The organism is Haloferax chudinovii, from assembly GCF_042663345.1.
Lineage (GTDB): Archaea > Halobacteriota > Halobacteria > Halobacteriales > Haloferacaceae > Haloferax > Haloferax chudinovii.
The window spans coordinates 300,448-318,759 of sequence record NZ_JBHTAB010000001.1; the positions used below are offsets into that span (position 1 = coordinate 300,448).

At 67.0% G+C, this 18,312-nt stretch carries 16 protein-coding genes; 11 read left to right on the forward strand and 5 right to left on the reverse strand.

Annotated features, from left to right (window positions below; genetic code table 11):
- Positions 1–61 precede the first annotated feature (61 nt).
- On the forward strand, positions 62–2,317 hold the full coding sequence (gene recJ4, locus ACFQI8_RS01455; protein WP_390242371.1) for an exonuclease RecJ4: 2,256 nt from the start codon (positions 62–64) through the stop codon (positions 2,315–2,317).
- A gap of 61 nt (positions 2,318–2,378) precedes the next feature.
- Here recJ4 and tnpA read toward each other — a convergent pair whose 3' ends face one another.
- A complete protein-coding gene (gene tnpA, locus ACFQI8_RS01460; RefSeq protein WP_390242373.1) occupies positions 2,379–2,777 on the reverse strand; it encodes an IS200/IS605 family transposase in 399 nt (132 codons plus the stop codon).
- A gap of 44 nt (positions 2,778–2,821) precedes the next feature.
- Between tnpA and ACFQI8_RS01465 the strand changes: the two genes are divergently transcribed.
- The 3 genes from ACFQI8_RS01465 (at position 2,822) to ACFQI8_RS01475 (ending at position 7,554) form a co-directional block, all read left to right on the forward strand.
- Positions 2,822–4,123: an RNA-guided endonuclease TnpB family protein gene (locus tag ACFQI8_RS01465; protein ID WP_390242374.1), complete on the forward strand. Its 1,302-nt coding sequence runs from the start codon at positions 2,822–2,824 to the stop codon at positions 4,121–4,123.
- Positions 4,124–4,296: 173 nt separating this feature from the next.
- Complete coding sequence (locus tag ACFQI8_RS01470; protein WP_390242375.1) at positions 4,297–5,955, forward strand: tRNA uridine(34) 5-carboxymethylaminomethyl modification radical SAM/GNAT enzyme Elp3; 1,659 nt, start codon at positions 4,297–4,299, stop codon at positions 5,953–5,955.
- A gap of 375 nt (positions 5,956–6,330) precedes the next feature.
- Positions 6,331–7,554, forward strand: coding sequence for a mechanosensitive ion channel family protein (locus ACFQI8_RS01475; protein ID WP_390242377.1), 1,224 nt, complete (start codon positions 6,331–6,333; stop codon positions 7,552–7,554).
- 13 nt (positions 7,555–7,567) lie between these two features.
- On the opposite strand, the gene ACFQI8_RS01480 is transcribed toward ACFQI8_RS01475, so the two are convergent.
- Positions 7,568–8,011: a GNAT family N-acetyltransferase gene (locus ACFQI8_RS01480; RefSeq protein WP_390242378.1), complete on the reverse strand. Its 444-nt coding sequence runs from the start codon at positions 8,009–8,011 to the stop codon at positions 7,568–7,570.
- A gap of 74 nt (positions 8,012–8,085) precedes the next feature.
- Here ACFQI8_RS01480 and ACFQI8_RS01485 point away from each other — a divergent pair, with 74 nt between their 5' ends.
- The gene (locus ACFQI8_RS01485) at positions 8,086–8,502 is read left to right on the forward strand and encodes a hypothetical protein (RefSeq protein WP_390242379.1); all 417 of its coding nucleotides are present in this window, start codon (positions 8,086–8,088) and stop codon (positions 8,500–8,502) included.
- Here the strand turns inward: ACFQI8_RS01485 and ACFQI8_RS01490 are convergent.
- Positions 8,469–9,815, reverse strand: a complete 1,347-nt coding sequence (locus tag ACFQI8_RS01490) for a hypothetical protein (RefSeq protein WP_390242380.1) — start codon at positions 9,813–9,815, stop codon at positions 8,469–8,471. The genes ACFQI8_RS01485 and ACFQI8_RS01490 overlap by 34 nt on opposite strands.
- Before the next feature lie 108 nt (positions 9,816–9,923).
- On the opposite strand from ACFQI8_RS01490, the gene rqcH reads away from it, so the two are divergent.
- The 5 genes from rqcH (at position 9,924) to ACFQI8_RS01515 (ending at position 15,352) form a co-directional block, all read left to right on the forward strand.
- Entirely contained in the window at positions 9,924–12,029 is a 2,106-nt protein-coding gene (gene rqcH, locus ACFQI8_RS01495; RefSeq protein ID WP_390242381.1) for a ribosome rescue protein RqcH, read from the forward strand.
- A gap of 180 nt (positions 12,030–12,209) precedes the next feature.
- Positions 12,210–12,917 (forward strand): DUF4013 domain-containing protein, encoded by a 708-nt coding sequence (locus tag ACFQI8_RS01500; RefSeq protein ID WP_390242383.1) that lies wholly within the window; start codon positions 12,210–12,212, stop codon positions 12,915–12,917.
- 64 nt (positions 12,918–12,981) lie between these two features.
- Positions 12,982–13,677, forward strand: coding sequence for a DUF4013 domain-containing protein (locus ACFQI8_RS01505; RefSeq protein WP_390242384.1), 696 nt, complete (start codon positions 12,982–12,984; stop codon positions 13,675–13,677).
- A gap of 107 nt (positions 13,678–13,784) precedes the next feature.
- Positions 13,785–14,855 (forward strand): mRNA surveillance protein pelota, encoded by a 1,071-nt coding sequence (locus tag ACFQI8_RS01510; protein ID WP_390242385.1) that lies wholly within the window; start codon positions 13,785–13,787, stop codon positions 14,853–14,855.
- A gap of 62 nt (positions 14,856–14,917) precedes the next feature.
- Positions 14,918–15,352: a hypothetical protein gene (locus ACFQI8_RS01515; RefSeq protein ID WP_390242387.1), complete on the forward strand. Its 435-nt coding sequence runs from the start codon at positions 14,918–14,920 to the stop codon at positions 15,350–15,352.
- 4 nt (positions 15,353–15,356) lie between these two features.
- Here ACFQI8_RS01515 and ACFQI8_RS01520 read toward each other — a convergent pair whose 3' ends face one another.
- The gene (locus tag ACFQI8_RS01520) at positions 15,357–16,355 is read right to left on the reverse strand and encodes an ornithine cyclodeaminase family protein (RefSeq protein WP_390242389.1); all 999 of its coding nucleotides are present in this window, start codon (positions 16,353–16,355) and stop codon (positions 15,357–15,359) included.
- 72 nt (positions 16,356–16,427) lie between these two features.
- Positions 16,428–16,676, reverse strand: a complete 249-nt coding sequence (locus ACFQI8_RS01525; RefSeq protein WP_390242391.1) for a DUF8015 family protein — start codon at positions 16,674–16,676, stop codon at positions 16,428–16,430.
- 228 nt (positions 16,677–16,904) lie between these two features.
- Here ACFQI8_RS01525 and ACFQI8_RS01530 point away from each other — a divergent pair, with 228 nt between their 5' ends.
- Positions 16,905–18,275 carry an MFS transporter gene (locus tag ACFQI8_RS01530; RefSeq protein ID WP_390242392.1) on the forward strand — a complete coding sequence of 457 codons (1,371 nt, stop codon included), beginning with the start codon at positions 16,905–16,907 and terminating at the stop codon, positions 18,273–18,275.
- Positions 18,276–18,312: the final 37 nt, after the last annotated feature.

The following is an 18,312-nucleotide window of genomic DNA, read 5'->3' on the forward strand; positions in this document are numbered from 1 at the left end:
GAGAATCTCGCCTGAGCGTTTTTCGACAATCGTTTTAGTCAGGGGTTGTTTGCTCAACGCAATGGATTGGATTACGCACGAGGAGGACGTCTGGTTCGAATTCCGGGGCAATAGCCCCCACCAGCTCGTCCCCGGCCGATTTTACAAAGGCACCGTCGACGGCTACGCCGACTTCGGTGTCTTCGTCGACCTCGCTTCGAACGTGACTGGATTACTGCACCGTAGCGAACTCGACCGCCGCCTCGAATCCCTCGACTGGGAGCCGGGCGACCAGGTGTTCGTCCAGGTCAAGAACGTCCGCGACAACGGCAACATCGACCTCGGCTGGTCGATTCGCCAGTCCGACTCGGAGTTCCGCGGCGCTCGCATCCACGACCCCGACGGCGACGCCGACGGCGACCCCGTCGAAAAGCGGTCCGAAAGTAGCGGTCCGTCGACCATCAAGACGCGACCGAAGACGGGCAAGACGACGAAGCCCGCCGGCGCGAGCACGTCGTCCGAGACCGCCGACTCCGAGTCCGAAGCCAACTCCGATTCCGAAGCCGGCTCGCAGTCGGAGGGAGAAGCCGAACCCGAACCGGAACCCGAGCAGGACGTCGCGTCCGAGTCCGAGTCCGCCGCCGGAGACGAGGACCGCGCGCCGACCGCCGGCGACGTCGTCGACGACATCGCCGCCAACGGCGAGTCCGAGCAGGACGTCGAAGCGGAACCGGAGAGCGAGGCCGAGCCCGAATCGGAGCCCGAACAGGACGCCGACGCCGAGGTCGAGCAGGAACCCGAGGCCGGGGCTGACGCCGAGGACGCAGAGGACGCCGAGGTCGAGCGCGCGACGCTCGCCAGCATCGACGACCGCGTCGGCGACGTGATTCGCGTCGAGGGCGAAATCGCCAGCGTCCGGCAGACGGGCGGCCCGACGGTGTTCGAACTCCGCGACGAGACGGCCATCGCCGACTGCGCGGCCTTCGTCGAGGCCGGCGTCCGCGCGTACCCCGAAGTCGAAGTGGGCGACTACGTCCGCATCGACGGCGAGGTCGAGCGCCGCCGCGGCGAACTCCAGATAGAGACCGAGGAGCTGACGATGCTCGACGGCGACGAGGCCGACACCGTGGCCCAGCGCCTCGCGGACGCCCTCTCGGACGAGGCTCGCCCGGACGCCGTCGCGCCCCTCGCGGCCCACGAGCCGGTCGCCGCCGTCGGCAAGTCGCTTCTCGACGCCGCGGAGGCCATCCGCCGCGCCGTCCTCGAATCGCACCCCATCGTCGTCCGCCATACGGCCACCGCCGACGGCTACGTCGCCGGTGCCGCCGTCGAGCGCGCCGTGCTCCCGCTCATCCGCGAGGAGCACTCCCGCGACGACGCCGAGTACCACTACTTCACCCGCCGACCGCTCGAAGAGGCCGTCTACGGCATGGACGCCGCCACGAACGACGTGACGCGGATGCTCGAAGACCGCGACCGCCACGACGAGAAGCTCCCGCTCGTGCTCCTCCTCGGCGCCGGCTCGACCGCCGAGTCCCTCGACGGCCTCGGTCTGCTCGGCGTCTACGGCTCCGAGCGCGTCGTCGTCGACGCCGCGCCCGCCGACGACGAGGTCGCCGAGGAAGTCGACGTGCTCGTCAACCCCGCCCGCGAGGGGGCCGACGCCCGCGACCTCTCGGTCGGCGCGCTCGCCTCGACGCTCTCTGTCGCCGTCAACGACGACGTGCGCGACGACGTGTCGCACCTCCCCGCCGTCAGCTACTGGGAGAACTGCCCACAGCAGTACCTCGACCTCGCCGAGTCGCACGGCTTCGACGCCGACCGCGTCCGCGAACTCCGCGAGGCAGTCGCGCTGGAGGCCTACTACCAGTCGTATCAGGACAAGCGCGAACTCATCGCCGACCTGCTGTTCGACGCCGACGAGGGCCTCGCTGGCCACGTCTCCGAGCAGTTCCGCATCAAGCTCGAAGACGAGATCGAGACGGCGCAGGCGAACCTCGAACGCCGCGAGGTCGGTGCCATCTCCGCGGCCGTCCTCGACTCCGACGCCTACAGTCACCGCTTCGACTTCCCACCGACGGGCCTGCTCGTGGACGAACTCCACCGCCGCACCCGCGAGGGCGACGCCTTCGTGACCGTCGCGCTCGGCATGGACGAGCTCTACCTGCGCGCCACGGGCGACCTCGACCTCCGCGCTGTCGTCGAGTCGGCCGCCGAGAACGCGCCCGCCGCCGGGCTCGCCGCCGCGGGCATCCGCGAAGGTCGCATCGAGTTCCTGACCGGCGCGCGCGACGAGGCGCTCGAAGCCGTCCTCGACGCCGCCGCCGAGCAGTTCTAAACAACCAGCAAGGGCGAGTTCCCCGGCCCACCGGGGTCGGGGGTGAAGCCCGACACTAGGCTTAGTGTTCCGTTTCCTCGATATACCGTTCAACCACTTCTTCCGACACCGCACCCGTCGTCCCCACGTAGTACCCAACCTTCCAGAATCCACCGCCCCAGAAATACGACTCCCGAATCGCGGGATGTCGTTCCAGCAAGTGCTTGCCAGAATACGACTTGAACTGTCGAGCGATGTCGGCTGGACTGTACTTCGGGTCGGACTGGACGAACAGATGTACGTGGTCGTCTGCTATCTCCAACGCCAGAACTTCATGCCCGAAGTGGTCGGCAGTCTCCGCGAACAACTCTCGTACATCTTTTTCAACCACGTTGAGAATAGGGTGTCGATACTTCGGACACCAAACGAAGTGATACTTGCAGGAACTAACCGAATATGCATGACTGCGGTACTCCTCCATCCCTAACCCCTATATTTATGATAATATGAAACGATTGTCAATGTATGGGTGAAGAAGCCACGAAGACGATTCAGACGCGCCTTCACATAGCGTCTGGTGAACGGTCGTGGCTTCACGACGCCCGCCTCGCCTCACGCGAGATATTCAACCAAACCATCCGCCTCAAACAGCGAGGGTACAATCGCACCGAGATACAGCGAGAGGTTGACCGCGACGACTTTTTGCGGAACAACAAGTGCGCAGTCGTCGGCAAAGCCCTCCAAACGTGGGACTCCTACCAATCGCTCAAAGACTGGTGGGAGAATCAAGACGACCCTGACGGAGGGAAACCGACTCCGCCGAGTACGGACAAATCTGGTGCGTACCCGCTCGTGATGGCGCACACGGAAGGCTACCGCCTCACCGTGGACGACACGAACCGCGTTCACGTCCGCATCAGCCCGAAACCCTACAAGACGGTGAACGGACACCTGCGAGGTGAGTCGGACGCTATGGACGAACTCAGAGACGCTCTCACATCGGATGAGGTGGATGTTGGGCAGGCCGAACTCCTGTACCGCGATGGCGTGTACTACCTACACGTCACGGTCACACATGGGTTCGACGTGCCCGAACCCGACACCAGCGACACGCTCGTCGGTGTGGACATCAACGAGCGCAACGTCGCTCTCACCGCCCTCGACCGCGACACAATGCGAACAAAAGGCACGCTCGTCCTCGACTACGGACGAGTCAAGCAGGAACGTCAACGCTATCACACCATCACCACTCGCTGTCAAGAACACGGCAAGACGAGTGTCCACCGGACACTCGGTGACAAGGAGGAACGATTCACCGAGTGGGTGTTGCACCGACTCTCCCGTGCTGTCGTGGAGTTCGCAGAGCAGTTCCCGAACCCAGTTATCGTGTTCGAGGATATGAGCGGCATCCGCGACGAAATCAAGTACGGGTCGTATATGAACCGTCGATTGCACAAACTGCCGTTCCACAAGTTCGAGAAGTTCGTCTCGTACAAGGCGACGTGGCGGGTGATTCTCACGGACACGGTGGATGCGTACTACAACTCGAAGACGTGTTCGTGCTGTGGTGAGCGTGGGAGTCGGCAGGGACGGCGGTTCCGATGTACGAACGACGAGTGTGACGTGATGCAAGACCACGCCGACCGGAATGCGTCAGTGAATATCGCGTGGCGCGAGAAGGCGAAACTAGACGGTAGCACGACGAATTACCGGACTCACAAAACCCAACCACAAGTTCGGTTGGTGCGTCTGTCCGGGTCGGGGCGCGTAAGCCGCCCAATCTCATCCCGTTCCCTCGCGGAACAGGGAGTGCTAGCACACGGCTGAGGGAATTACAAAAGCCTCGGGCCACCGCGCCCGAGGCTGTTTACGCCGCACTCCAGACTCCTCCTCGCGCGGTTCGACGGAGGGCCCTATTCCAGCCTCCCGAGCGACACGCTTATCCACGAAACGACCCGATTCGCGCCCATGAACCGCCACCACGTCGCCGAACGGAAGGTGTGTCCGTGAGCGCCGAGACCGAGACGGAGTCCGAGGCGTTCGAGCGGACCTGCGAGGCGCTCGTCGAGCGCATCCTCGCGGGCGACGTCGACCGCGACGACCTCGAATCCGCAAAGCTCGACGCCTGTTCGGAACACTCCTCGCCGAAGGTGCCGAAGAACGCCGAGATTCTACAGTACGCACCGGAAGACCGCCGCGAGGAGGTCAAAGAGGTCGTCCAGCGTAAGCCCGTCCGCACCGCCTCCGGCGTCTCGCCGGTCGCCATCATGACCTCGCCGCACATGTGCCCCCACGGGAAGTGTCTCTACTGTCCCGGCGGGCCCGCCAGCGAGTTCTCCTCGTCGCAGTCGTACACGGGCCACGAACCCGCGGCCGCCCGCGGCGTCCAGAACGACTACGACCCCTACGGGCAGGTGACGCTCCGCCTCGAACAGCTTCGACACATCGGCCACCCCGTGGACAAGGTCGAACTCATCTTGATGGGCGGGACGATGACCGCCCGGAGCCACGACTACCAAGAGTGGTTCGTCAAGCGGGCGCTCGAAGCCATGAACGACTACGACCTCGACAAGGAGCCGGAACCCGCGGAAGACCGGTCGTTCAAGCCCGACCCCGAGGCTGTCGAGTTCGAGTATCTCGAGGACGTCATCGCCGAGAACGAGACGAACGACATCCGCAACATCGGGACGACGTTCGAGACGAAGCCGGATTGGTGCGACCCCGAGCAGATAGACCGGATGCTCGATTTGGGCGCGACGAAGGTCGAAGTCGGCGTCCAGACGACCTACGAGCGCATCAACCGCGAGATGCACCGCGGCCACGGCGTGCAGGCCTCCATCGACGCCAACCGCCGCCTCCGCGACTCGGCGTTCAAGGTCGGCTTCCACATGATGCCCGGCCAGCCGGGCATGACCGAGGAGATGTGTCTGGAGGACTTCCGTCAGCTGTTCGAAAACAGCGACTGGCGGCCCGACTACCTCAAAATCTACCCGACGCTCATCGTCCGCGACACCGTCACCTACGACATGTGGCGGCGCGACGAGTACGAGCCGCTGAACAACGAGGAGGCCGCCGACATCGTCGCGGAAGTCATGGGCATGATTCCGAAGTACACCCGCCTCCAGCGCGTCCAGCGCGACATCCCCGCGGACTTCATCGACGCCGGCGTCTGGAAGTCCAACCTCCGGCAACTGGCCGCCCAGCGCGCCGAGGAACGGGGCATCGTCCAGCGGGACATCCGCGCCCGCGAGGTCGGCATGAACGAGGCTGACCCGGACCCCGACCGCATCGAACTCGACGTGATGACCTACGAGGTCGCCGGCGGGACCGAGCAGTTCATCTCGTTCGAGGACCCCGTCGAGGACCTGCTGGTCGGCTTCTGTCGGCTCCGGTTCCCCGGTAACCCCGTCCGCCGCGAGCTTCAGGACGCGGCGCTCGTCCGCGAACTCCACGTCTACGGCTCCGAAGCGGGCATCGGTGCCGACGGCGACTGGCAACACAAGGGCTACGGGAAGAAGCTCCTCGCCCACGCCGAGGAACTCTCCCGCGACGCCGGCTACGACAAGATTTCGGTCATCTCGGGTATCGGCGTCCGGCAGTACTACAAGGAGAAACTCGGCTACCACCAAGACGGGCCGTACGTGTCGAAGCAGTTGTAGACTGTGCACCAGTTTTTTCGTCCACCGTGAGGCTGAGCCTCACGAGCCTTCGGTCGCAGTCGCTCCCGAAGACAGATTTTTGCGAGACGAGCGAAGTGAGTCTCGGAAACAGGTGGGACTGGGCCGTACGTGTCGAAGCGGTTGTAGACTGTGCACCAGTTTTTTGGTCCACCGTGAGGCTGAGCCTCACGAGCCTTCGGTCGCAGTCGCTCCCGAAGACAGATTTTTGCGAGACGAGCGAAGTGAGTCTCGGAAACAGGTGGGACTGGGCCGTACGTGTCGAAGCGGCTGTAGCCGACGACGCACACCTCCGATTCTCACTCCTGCGTGTCGCTCCGTCACGCTTTTACCGTCTGACCCACCGCACTCGGTCGCATGGCACCACAGGGGGGTGCGGCGGGTTCGGGGCAGGCGGCGACGTGGCTTCAGGACCTCCGCTCGACGCTCGCACAGTTCGTTTCGACGGAAGAACGACTCGGCATCTCGGCGGCGCTCGTTGCGCTCGCGCTCGGCATCGCGGTCTTTCTCGCGCCGCGGCTCGTCTCGCGGGCGACCGCCGAACTCCGAACGCGGGTGTTGGCCCACCCGCGGGTACCGGACGCCGTTGCCGACGCCGCGTGGCTGTTTCCCGCGACGGTCGTCGTTCGGACGCTCCAGCTCGCGGTGTTCGTCGGCGCGGCGCTGTCGCTGTTTCTCCTCTGGGGGTACACCGGTGTCGCCGCGGACCTCGCCGAAGTGCTCGCCGTCGCGGTGCCGAACGCCGCCAAACTCGGTGCGACGGTCGCGCTGTTCGCCGGGGCGCTCGTCGGGACGAACGTCCTCGAAGCGGAACTGGACTCGTACGCGACGGCCTCCGACAACATCAACGCCCACCAGCAGGGCATCGTCTTCCGCGTCCTCCAACTGGTCGTCCTCCTCGCGGTCGGGATGGCGGCGCTCACGGTCTGGCAGGTCAGAATCGGCGGCCTGCTCGTCGGGGCGGGCTTCCTCGGCATCGTGGTCGGGATGGCCGCGAGACAGACCCTCGGCTCGCTCATCGCGGGCTTCGTGTTGATGTTCTCCCGGCCGTTCGAACTCGGCGACTGGGTCGAAATCGACGACGCCGAGGGCATCGTCACCGACATCACCATCATCAACACCCGCCTGAGCAACGCCGACGGCGAGACGGTCGTCTTCCCCAACGACCGCGTGACGAACGCGAAGATAACGAACCGGACGAAGCGCAACCGACTCCGGCTCCGCCTCGACGTGGGAATCGACTACGAGGCGGACATCGAACACGCCGAGTCGGTGGCCGAGGGGGCGCTTTCCGACCTCAAGTTCGTCGAGGGGGTGCCGAAGCCGCAGGTGATGCCGACGACGTTCGGCGACTCCGCTATCGGGCTCCAACTGCGCTTTTGGATTACGAACCCCTCGGCCCCGCGCCGGGCGCAGGCGAAAGCCGAGGTGCTTCGGAGCGTGAAACTCGCGTTCGACCGCGAGGGAATCAAGATACCCTACCCCCAGCGCGAACTGCTCGCCCGCGAGGAGGCCGACGGCTTCCAGCTCCGGGAGGACCGCCGGAGTCGGCCGGTCGAGACGTCGGTCTCGGAGGATTAGGCGTCCGCGTCGGCTACAGCGACTTCCGCATCTCGACGTGTGGGATGCCGGCCTCGTCGAACTCGTCGCTCGTCGTCTCGTAGCCGAGGCCGTGGTAGAACCCCTCGGCGGTCGTCTGGCCGTGGAGGACGAGCGAGTCGAATCCGCGCTCGCGCGCTTCGGTTTCGAGCGCCTCCATGAGTCGCCGCCCCCAGCCCTCGCCGCGGGCTGATTCGAGGACGGCGACGCGCTCGACTTTGCCGACGCCGGGTTCGTACTCGCGCAGGCGGGCCGCGCCGACCGGGTCGCCGCCGCGGTAAGCGACGAAGTGGACGGCCTCGGCGTCGGGGTCGTCGTGTTCGTCCCACTCCAGTTCCTCGTCGACGCCCTGTTCGTCCACGAAGACGGCCTTGCGGACGGCGAAGGCGTCGTCGCGCTCGCCCTCGGTGACCGCGACGCGGACATCGGGTTCGCTCATGGGGGCAGTTCCGTGGGGGTCTACCTGACGATTGCGGAGCGAGGTTTATCATGTCGTTCCGATGACTAACATGCGTGAGCGCGCTCGACAGGTTCTTCGTCGGCCACGAGGATGCGCCCGTCCGACAGCATCGACTGGGCGGCATCGCCCTCTTCGCGCTCGTCTTCGTCACGCACCTCCCACCGGACGCGGTCGGTCCGCTGTCGTATCCGTTCGGGCTTCGACTGTGGCCCGTCGCGGTCCTCGGGCTCGGTGGCGGCGCGGTCGGCGCGCTTCGCGGCGACGGCGTCTTCGGGGCGCTCCCGCTCGGCGCTGGTCCGGTGCTCGGCTTCTTCGCGGCGCTCGGCGCGGCCGAGTTGACGACGCCGAGCATGGGGCTCTGGCAGGGGGTCGCGACCGGCCTCGTCGCCGGCGGACTCCTCGCGAGTATCGGGTTCGCGCTCGGCTTCGGGGGGCGCTACGTCGCCGGTCGCGTGCTGTCGTCGGCCTGACCCCGAGTCGACTCGCCGCCGAGCGCCCAGCCGAGTCGGTAGACGAGCGACCCGGTTGCCAGCGTCACCACCACCCAGACGACGAGCAGAAGCCCGACGAACAGGACGCCGTAGCCGCCGAAGGGGACCAGCGGAACCGCGAAGACCGCGGGCGCGGCGACGATGGCGAGCGACAGCGGGCGCGTGTGCCCGTCGCGCCGGGCCGCGTAGCCGAGGGGTAGAAACAGCAGGACGGCGGTCTCCAACGCGAGCGCGCTGACCGAGACCCACGGGCTCGGTCCCGAAAGGACGGCGGTAACGACCGCGACCGCGACCTGCGGCCCGACGGTCGCGGCGACGAGGCCGCGGAAGCCGAGCGCCTCGGGGCGGACCGTCGAGACGACGCCGAGCGCGACGAGTTGGACGGCGAGGAGCCACGCCATCGCGGCGACGCTCCCGGAGAACGCGCTGACGACGAGGAGGCAGAGCCCCCACAGGACGCCGAGTCCCGCAACGACGGGGCCGAAGCGGCCCGCGCCGCGTTCGTCGTCGAACCGGCGGTCGACGTGCCGGACGAGGAGCACGCCGATTATGAGCGCGAGCGTCGGGACGAACGCGACCCACGCGAGGTTCGTGAGGATGCCGGGCCCCGAGTCGGCGGCGAGGCTGGCGTAGGCCGCGGCCGTGGTCGCCAGCCCCGCGTCGGGGCCGAACGTGAGGTACGTCTGGCTCCCGATGCTCGACGCGCCCTCATCGGCGGCGCTCCAGACGGCGGTCGTCGAGTTGGTCCGAGCCTCGGAGGGCGCGGTGAGGAGCGACGACCCCTCGGGACCGGTCATAGCGAAGCGGTCGGCGTCGACGTAGACGGTGCCCCTGACCCCGTCGTCGTGGAAGTAATCCACGACCAGCACGTCCCCGTAGCCGCGGGACGCCATGTCGGGTACCTCGAAGGTCACGACCGCGGTGTCGCCGTCCATCCGGGTTTCGAGGCGTCGGCGGTCGTCGGTGAACACGTGGTAGTCCTCGAAGGTCCGGCGGACGACGCGGTCGAGTTGTTCGGGGCTCTCGCGGAACGTCGCGGCCGACCCGTCGTCGAGGTCGATGCGGGCGGTCCACGTGCCGCTCCCGTCGTCGTTGACGCGGACCCGGAGCGTGCTCGATTCGACGGTGAGCGGGATGCCGGCGTCGCTCCCCGCCTCTTGGAACGTCTCGCCGCAGACGCCGCAGACGGCCTCGGGCGGGGGTCGCGCTTCGGCGGGGACGCTCCCCATGGGGAGCGCGGCCAGCGCGACGAGGAGGGCGAGGGCGGCGAGCGCGAGGGTACGAGGACGCATTCACCGGACACATTCGGACTGATTGACAAGAGTCTTCTCCCCGATTCGGACGGGCGTCGTATCCGCGGAAACGACACCCCTTTTCGTTCGCCGCCGAAAGGCGAGTCCATGGACCCGAAGCGGGAACTCACGAGCGTCGACCTCGCGGCTCTCGTCACCGAGTTGAACCGGTACGAGGGCGCGAAGGTCGACAAGGCGTACCTCTACGGCGACGACCTGCTTCGCCTCAAGATGCGGGACTTCGACCGCGGTCGGCTCGAACTCCTCCTCGAAGTGGGCGAGATAAAGCGCGCGCACCTCGCCGCACAGGAGCACGTTCCGGACGCCCCCGGTCGGCCGCCGAACTTCGCGATGATGCTCAGAAACCGGCTCAGCGGGGCCGACTTCGCGGGCGTCGAGCAGTACGAGTTCGACCGAATCCTCACGTTCACGTTCGAGCGGGGCGACGAGAACACGAAAATCGTCGTCGAGCTGTTCGGTCAGGGCAACATCGCGGTGCTCGACGAGACGGGCGAAGTCGTCCGCAGTCTGGAGACGGTGCGGCTCAAGTCGCGGACGGTCGCGCCGGGGTCGCAGTACGAGTACCCCGCTTCGCGGCTCGACCCCCTCACCGTCAGCCGCGACGCCCTCGGCCGGAACATGGAGCAGTCCGACACCGACGTGGTGCGGACGCTCGCGACCCAGTTGAACCTCGGCGGCCTCTACGCCGAGGAGCTGTGTACCCGCGCCGGCGTGGCGAAGACCCTCGACATCGCCGACGCCACCGACGACGACTACGACGACATCTACGACGCCATCGTCGACCTCCGCCAGCAGGTGCGGTCCGGGGAGTTCGACCCGCGGCTCTACCTCGACGACGGCGACGTCGTGGACGTGACGCCCTTCCCCCTGCGCGAACACCAGAACGCCGGACTCGACGAGGAGGCCTACGACACGTTCAACGACGCGCTCGACGAGTACTTCTTCCGGCTCGACCTGACCGCCGACGAGCAGGAGGCGACCTCCGACCGCCCGAACTTCGCGGAGCAAATCGCCAAACAACAGCGCATCATCGACCAGCAGGAGGGCGCGATAGAGGGCTTCGAACAGCAGGCCCAAGACGAGCGCGAGCGCGCCGAACTGCTGTACGCCAACTACGACTTCGTCGACGACGTGCTGTCGACCGTCCGCGGCGCGCGCGAGGAGGGCGTCCCGTGGGACGACATCGGCGAGACGCTTGCGGAGGGTGCCGAACAGGGTATCCCCGAGGCCGAGGCCGTCACGAACGTCGACGGCGCGAACGGCACGGTCACCGTCGACCTCGACGACGCGACGGTCACCCTCGACGTGTCGATGGGCGTCGAGAAGAACGCCGACCGCCTCTACACCGAGGCCAAGCGCATCGAGGAGAAAAAAGAGGGCGCGTTGGCCGCCATCGAGGACACTCGCGAGGAGCTCGCGGCCGTGAAGAAGCGCCGCGACGAGTGGGAGGCCGACGACGACGACGAGGACGAAGCAGACGAGGACGAAGAGCCGGAGGAGACGGACTGGCTCGCGCTCGATTCGGTCCCGGTCAAGTCCACAGAACAGTGGTTTGAGCGGTTCCGCTGGTTCCACACCTCCAGCGGCTACCTCGTCGTCGGCGGCCGCAACGCCGACCAAAACGAGGAGTTGGTGAAGAAGTACATGAGCAAGCACGACCGCTTTTTCCACACGCAGGCCCACGGCGGGCCGGTCACGCTCCTGAAGGCGACGGGGCCGAGCGAGCCCGCGCAGGCGGTCGACTTCTCCGAGGAGACGCTCCGCGAGGCCGCGCAGTTCGCCGTCTCGTACTCATCCATCTGGAAGGAGGGCCGCTTCGCCGACGACGCCTACATGGTCGAGCCCTCGCAGGTGTCGAAGACGCCCGAATCCGGCGAGTACATCGAAAAGGGGAGCTTCGTCGTCCGCGGCGACCGCGAGTACTTCGAGGACGTGCCCGCGAAGGTCGCGGTCGGCATCCAGTGCGAAGACGAGACGCGCGTCATCGGCGGCCCGCCGTCGGCAATCGAACCGCGCGCGGAGACGACACTGACGCTTACGCCGGGGCAGTACGCCCAGAACGACGCCGCGAAGCTGTGCTATCGCCGGCTCCGCGAGCGGTTCGCCGACAAGTCGTTCGTCAGAAAAATCGCGTCTCCCGACCAGATTCAGGAGTTCCTCCCGCCGGGCGGGAGCGATATCGTCGACGAGTGAACACCACCGTCGCCTTCCGGTAATCAGACGATAGACGGCTTAATATTCAATTATTCGGACGCGTCGGGTACAAGATTATATACTTTCTCGTCGTAATGTTGCATCGAGCGTGTGTGTCAACCCGCGGTTCGCATCCGGTCGAACGGCCGGTGGGCGGGTGGTGGCGCTCGGTGAAACATCATGATTTCAGAATCACTCAATTACCTTCGAAACGGTGACGACTGGGTAAAGACGGTCCTCATCGGCGGCGTCCTCGGCCTGCTGAGCATCCTCATCGTCCCGACGTTCCTCGTCATCGGCTATCTCCTTCGCGTCGTCCGCGCGACGATGAAGGGGGACGAGCAACCGCCGGTGTTCGACGACTGGGGCGACATGGCGATAGACGGCGTGAAAGGCTTCGCCATCGCGTTCGTCTACGCGCTCGTCCCGGCAATCATCGCGGGCGTGTTCGGCTTCGCCGGCATCGTCGGTGCGGCGGCCGGTGGCTCCGACGCCGCGGGGGCGGTCGGCGGTATCGTGGCGCTCGTGGGCCTCCTGCTCGCGTTCGTCCTCGGCCTGCTCGCCGCGTACCTCATCCCGGCGGCGCTGTCGAACTACGCCGAGACCGACCGCATGGGCGCGGCGTTCGACTTCGGCACGCTCCGGCCCATCCTGACCTCGGGCAAGTACGCCACCGCGTGGCTCATGTCCTTCGCGGTGCTGTTCGCGTCGTCCATCGTGGTCGGCGTCCTGAACGTCATCCCGCTTCTCGGCTTCGTCGTCGGGGCGTTCGTGACGTTCTACGCGGCCGTCGCCGCCTACTACATCATCGGCAGGGCGTGGGGCGAACTCCACGACATCGAGATGATGGACGAAGGCGAGACGCCGGGCGAACAGCCCGCGGTCTGAACTGTCAGCGAGAATTCGATTTTTCGACGGAATATCTAAGCCGATAGCGACGCGACACCACGGCATGCTCTCCGACGCGCTGTGGTTTCTCAAGCGAAGCGACGACTGGTTCGCAACGACGATTATCGGCGGGGTTCTCTCGTTGCTCTCTGTGCTGATACTTCCGGGGATTATCCTGCAGGGCTACTTCGTCAGGGCGATGCAGGCGGCCGCGAACGGCGAGCCGGCCGCCCCCTCGTTCACGGACTGGGGCGGGCTGTTCGTCGACGGCCTGAAACTGTTCGTGGTGACGTTCGTCTGGGCGTTAGTGGCTATCGTCCCGGCGATACTCCTCTCGATCATCGTCGGCATCGGCACGTTCACCGTCTCCGAGGCGGCGACCGGGAGCGCGGCGGCGTCCTCTGCGGGCGGCCTCGGGCTCGGTATCGCCTCGCTCGTCCTCGGCCTCCTCGTGTTCGTGCTCGGTCTCCTCGCGGCCTACCTCGGACCGGCCGCCGGGGCGAACTTCGCAATCGAGGGGAACCTCGGTGCCGGCTTCGACGTGCGCACCATCGTCTCGGGCGCGCTCACCGGCGAGTACGCCGTCGCGTGGTTGATCGCGCTCGTCGTCGCGGTCGTGCTCGGCTCCATCGGTGGTGTCCTCTCGCCCATCGTCGTCGGTTTCTTCGTCCTGTTCTACGTGCAGGTGATGACGTACTACCTGTGGGCGCGCGGCTTCGCCGACGCCACCGGCAAGGGCCGGCAGTCGACCGGGTGGTGAGCGAGGCGAGACGCCGGGTGACGGCCGCGTTGCCACCGGCGACGCCGACCGCCGCCGGGTGACCGCGATAGCAGGACTCTTTTCCGTTCCCCGACGACCGGACGTGTATGCGCATTTCGAGCCGCGGTCGCGGCGAGGAGGGGCGCGAGCGAATCACGCTCGTCCCCGAGAACGTCGACGACCTCTGGCACCTCTCGTACGTCCTCGAACCGGGTGACCTCGTCTCCGGCGACACCACCCGTCGCATCCAGCGCGACGACGAGCAGATGCGGGACACCGGCGGCGAGCGCGAGCATCTCAACGTCACCATCGAGGTCGACGACGTGGAGTTCGCCCGCTTCGCCAACCGCCTCCGCATCGGCGGAGTCATCGTCTCCTGTTCCCGCGAGGACCAACTCGGCCACCACCACACGCTCAACGTCGAGGAGCGCGCCGAGATAACCATCGAGAAGCAGTTCAAGGCCGACCAGATAGACCGCATCGAGACGGCCGAACAGGCCGCCGAGAACCCCGACGTGGCCATCGCGACCGTCGAGGAGGGCGCGGCCTACATCCACACCGTCGCCCAGTACGGCACCGAGGAGTACGCCTCGCTCACGAAGCCGACGGGGAAAGGCGAGTACGCCCGCCCGCGCTCGGAACTGTTCGACGAACTCGGCTCCGCGCTGTCGCACCTCGACGTGGACGCCATCATCCTCGCCGGGCCGGGCTTCACGAAGAACGACGCGATGGACTACTTCGAGGACAACTTCCCCGCCGTCGCCGAAACCATCGTCACGACCGTCGACACCGCCGGCGTCGGTGACCGCGGCGTCCACGAGGTGCTGAAGCGCGGCGCGGTCGACGACGTGCAGAAACAGACCCGCATCGCCGAGGAGGCTAACCTCATCGACGAGCTGATGGAGAACATCTCGACGGGCGCGAAGGCGGCCTACGGCGTCGAACAGGTCGCGGAGGCCACGGAGTTCGGCGCGGTCGAACACCTGCTTCTCCTCGACTCGCGGCTCCGCGCGGAGCGACAGGGCGACGGCGACTGGGACGTGGACGTCAACGACATCATCGACTCGGTCGAACAGAAGGGCGGCGAGGTCACCGTGTTCTCGGCGGAGTTCCAGCCCGGCGAGCAGTTGAAGAACCTCGGCGGCATCGCGGCGGTCCTCCGGTACCGACTGCAGTAGACCGCCTTCGCCGCCACCGCCGGAGAAACCGTTTACTCGCCCGAAACCTACGTCTAGTCGTGATGCGGAGGGCGCTCTCGGAGGCGACAAAGCGGGTCGACCGCTGGCTCGACCAGGTGTTTTTCGCCGCGTGGGAGGTGTCGGTACTGGCGATTCCGACCCTCTGGTTCCTGCTTTTCGCGACGCCCAGAGCCGCGGTGTCGCTGTCCGGCCTCACCGCCCTCGCGGTGAGCGCCGTCGCCGTCGGCACCTTCCGCGGCGGCTACGTCCGGACCGGGTCGTGGCCGCGGCCCGGCCACCTGCCGACGCTCCCGATTCGGTCGGCCTATTACAGCCTCGTCGTCGGTGGGACGGCGCTCCTCGGCGCGTTCGCACAGACCGAGCTGGGCGCGTTCTGGCCGGGCGTCGTCGTCCCGGCGGTCGTCGGCGTCGGGGCGCTGGCTTTCGTCCCGGTCGTCCTCGCCGGGGCCGAGCGGGTGGCGCGGCTGACGATTTGAGGGCCTACTGACCGGTGAGCGACTCGCTCGCCGGCGAGAAGTCGATGGTCGTCCCGAGTCCCTCCTCGCGCGCCTTCTCGTAGAGCATGTGCCCCGCGGCGACCGTCTCGATGCCCGTGCCGCCGCTGTCGAAGACGGTTATCTCCTCGTCGTCCTCGCGGCCGGCGGTGACGCCCGCGACGACCTCGCCGAGTTCGGCGTGGATGTGGTCTTCGTCCACGACGCCGGCCTCGACGGCGGCGAGGAACGACCCGGCGTCCATCGTGGCGCGCTCGCGGAGGTCGGGGACGTACGTCGCGCGCTCGATGGTCGTCTCGTCGAGTTCGCGCTTTTCGGGGTGATACTGACCCATCGCGGTGACGTGCGTGCCGGGTTCGAGCAGGTCGCCGTCGAACACCGGCTCCGTGGCGGTCGTGGCCGTGACGACGATGTCCGCGCTCTCGACGGCCGCGGCGCTGGAGGCGACGGCGGCGACGCTGGCGTCGAGCGTGCGGTCCATCTCGCCCGCGAACGACTCGCGGCTCTCCTTCGTCGGCGAGTAGACCCAGACGGTGTCGAGGTCGCGGACGGTCGCGGCGGCCCGAAGCTGGCCGCGGGCCTGCGCGCCGCTCCCGATGAGCGCGAGCGTCGAGGCGTCGTCGCGGGCGAGGGCGTCGATGGCGACGCCGCCGGCCGCGCCGGTCTTGAAGGGGTTCATGCTCGCGCCGTCGAGGAGCGCCAGCGGCTCGCCGCTCTCGGCGTCGAAAAGCGGCGTCATGAACCACGCGTCCTCCGCGCCGAAGCCGGCGGAGTACATGTAGCCGCCCATCGCGCCCGTCTCCGGGAGCACGGCCGCATAAGAGGTGAGCATGCCCGGCGGCTCGCGGTTGAACAGCTTCGTCCGCGGTTCCGCCGGCGCACCCTCGCCGCGCTGTCTGTAGCCCTCGCGGACGGCCTCGACGTACTCGGTCGGCGTCGCCAGTCCACTAACCTCGTCGCTCGTGAGGAACAACGTCGCTGTCATGGTCGAAAAAACGAGACCTGCGGTCAAAACCCTGCGGGCCGGCGAACCGGTCGGGTGGGCGCGGGTTGGGGATTAGTCTGCGTCGAGGACCGACGGAGAAGGCGCGTCAGCGGCGTTGGGACCGGCGTGTTCGTCGAGGCGGGACGGGGACGGCGACGAGGGCCCGTTCACGAAGAGCGCGTGGCCGGTGAGGAGCGCGGACACGCCCGCGGCCATCGGCACTGCCGTGGTCAACTGCAACCCGGCGACGGTAAGCGTGCCGGTGATGCCGAGGAGTGCGAGCGGGATGAGCCCAAGAATGTAGTCGTAATATCCGGTCATAATATATACAATACTACGGACGTAAGTGGTATAATTCTTTCCCATAGATGACTGATATTCTCTTTGTGGCCTTCTGATAACGTTCTCATAACTTATAGAACGATAATCGCAAGACAACGGCGGGGTTGTAGTCCCGAGAGAACATCACAAATCCGATACTGTGGATTGTGCCTCTCGTTCGAACAGTCGGGCCGGCGCTCGCGTCGTCTGCCGGAACTCCACACGGTTATGGGAGTCGGTACCGTGGCCGGAGACGTGAACCGCAATGACCGCTCCATCGTCGCGCTGGTGATGCTCGCCCACGGAATGGTCCACACGTACGAACTGTCCATCCCCATCTTCGTGGCCATCTGGCTCGGCGAGTTCGCCAGCATCGACCTCGGTCTGGCGACGGTTCCCGTCACGACCGCCTCGCTGGGCGTGATGGCCGGTCTCGGCTTTTCGCTGTTCGGGCTCGGAGCGCTCCCCGGCGGCATCCTCGTCGACCGCGTCGGCTCGAAGCGCCTCATCGTGGCCTGTCTGGTCGGGATGGCCGGGTCGTTCGTCCTGCTCGCGCTGTCGCCGAACCTCGTCGTGGTCGCCCTCGCGCTCGTCGTCTGGGGTGCCGCGGCCAGCGTCTACCACCCCGCCGGACTCCGCCTCATCAGCACCGGCGTCGAGGAACGCGGGACGGGCTTTGCCTACCACGGCATCGCCGGGAACCTCGGCATCGGCTTCGGCCCCTTCCTCACCGCGCTCCTCTTGCTGTTTTTCGACTGGCACCTCGTCGCCGGCGTGCTCGCGCTCCCGGCGCTCGCGGCCGCCGCGCTCGCCACCCGCGCCAACTTCGAAGAGCAGGCCGCAGTCGCCGCGGCTGACGGCGGTGAGGGGGGCGTCACCGGCGACGGCGGCGACACCGGGGGCGACGACAAGGCCGGCGCGGGCGTCTCCTCGCTCGCCGAACTGGTCTCGCAGTCGAAGCATCTCTTCGCCGGCGGGTTCGCGCTCGTCTTCGCGCTCGTGATGTTCTCGGGGCTGTACTACCGCGGCGTCACGACGTTCCTCCCGGACCTCCTCGGCTCCGTCATCGGCATCGAGCCGATTCCGGTCTCCGAACTCCTCCCCGTCGCCCCCGCGTCCGGGTCGGCCGGGGGCGCGCCGACGCTCGACGTGGAACTGTTCGTCTACGCCGGCCTCCTGACGGTCGGCGTCTTCGGGCAGTACGTCGGCGGCAAACTCACCGACCGCATCAGAACCGAACGCGGCATCGTCGCCGGCTTCGGCGCGCTCGCCGTCATCGCCGTCGCCTTTCTCCCCGTGGCGAGTCTCGGCGTCGGCCCGCTCCTCGCCATCTGTGCGCTCCTCGGCTTCTTCCTGTTCATGGTTCAGCCGTTCTACCAAGCCACCGTCGCGGAGTACACGCCCGCCGGTCTGCGGGGGCTCTCGTACGGCTTTACCTACCTCGGCGTGTTCGGCGTCGGCGCGCTCGGCGGCGCTATCGCCGGCTACATCCTCACGGTCGCCGACTCGACGGCGCTGTTCTTGGTCCTCGCGGGGTTCGCGGCGGCCGCGACGCTCCTCGGCGTGACGCTGTTGCGGCGGCGGCCGACGCCCGCCTGACTCCGGGTCGAGCGGGGACGGCCGACAGAAAATTCGT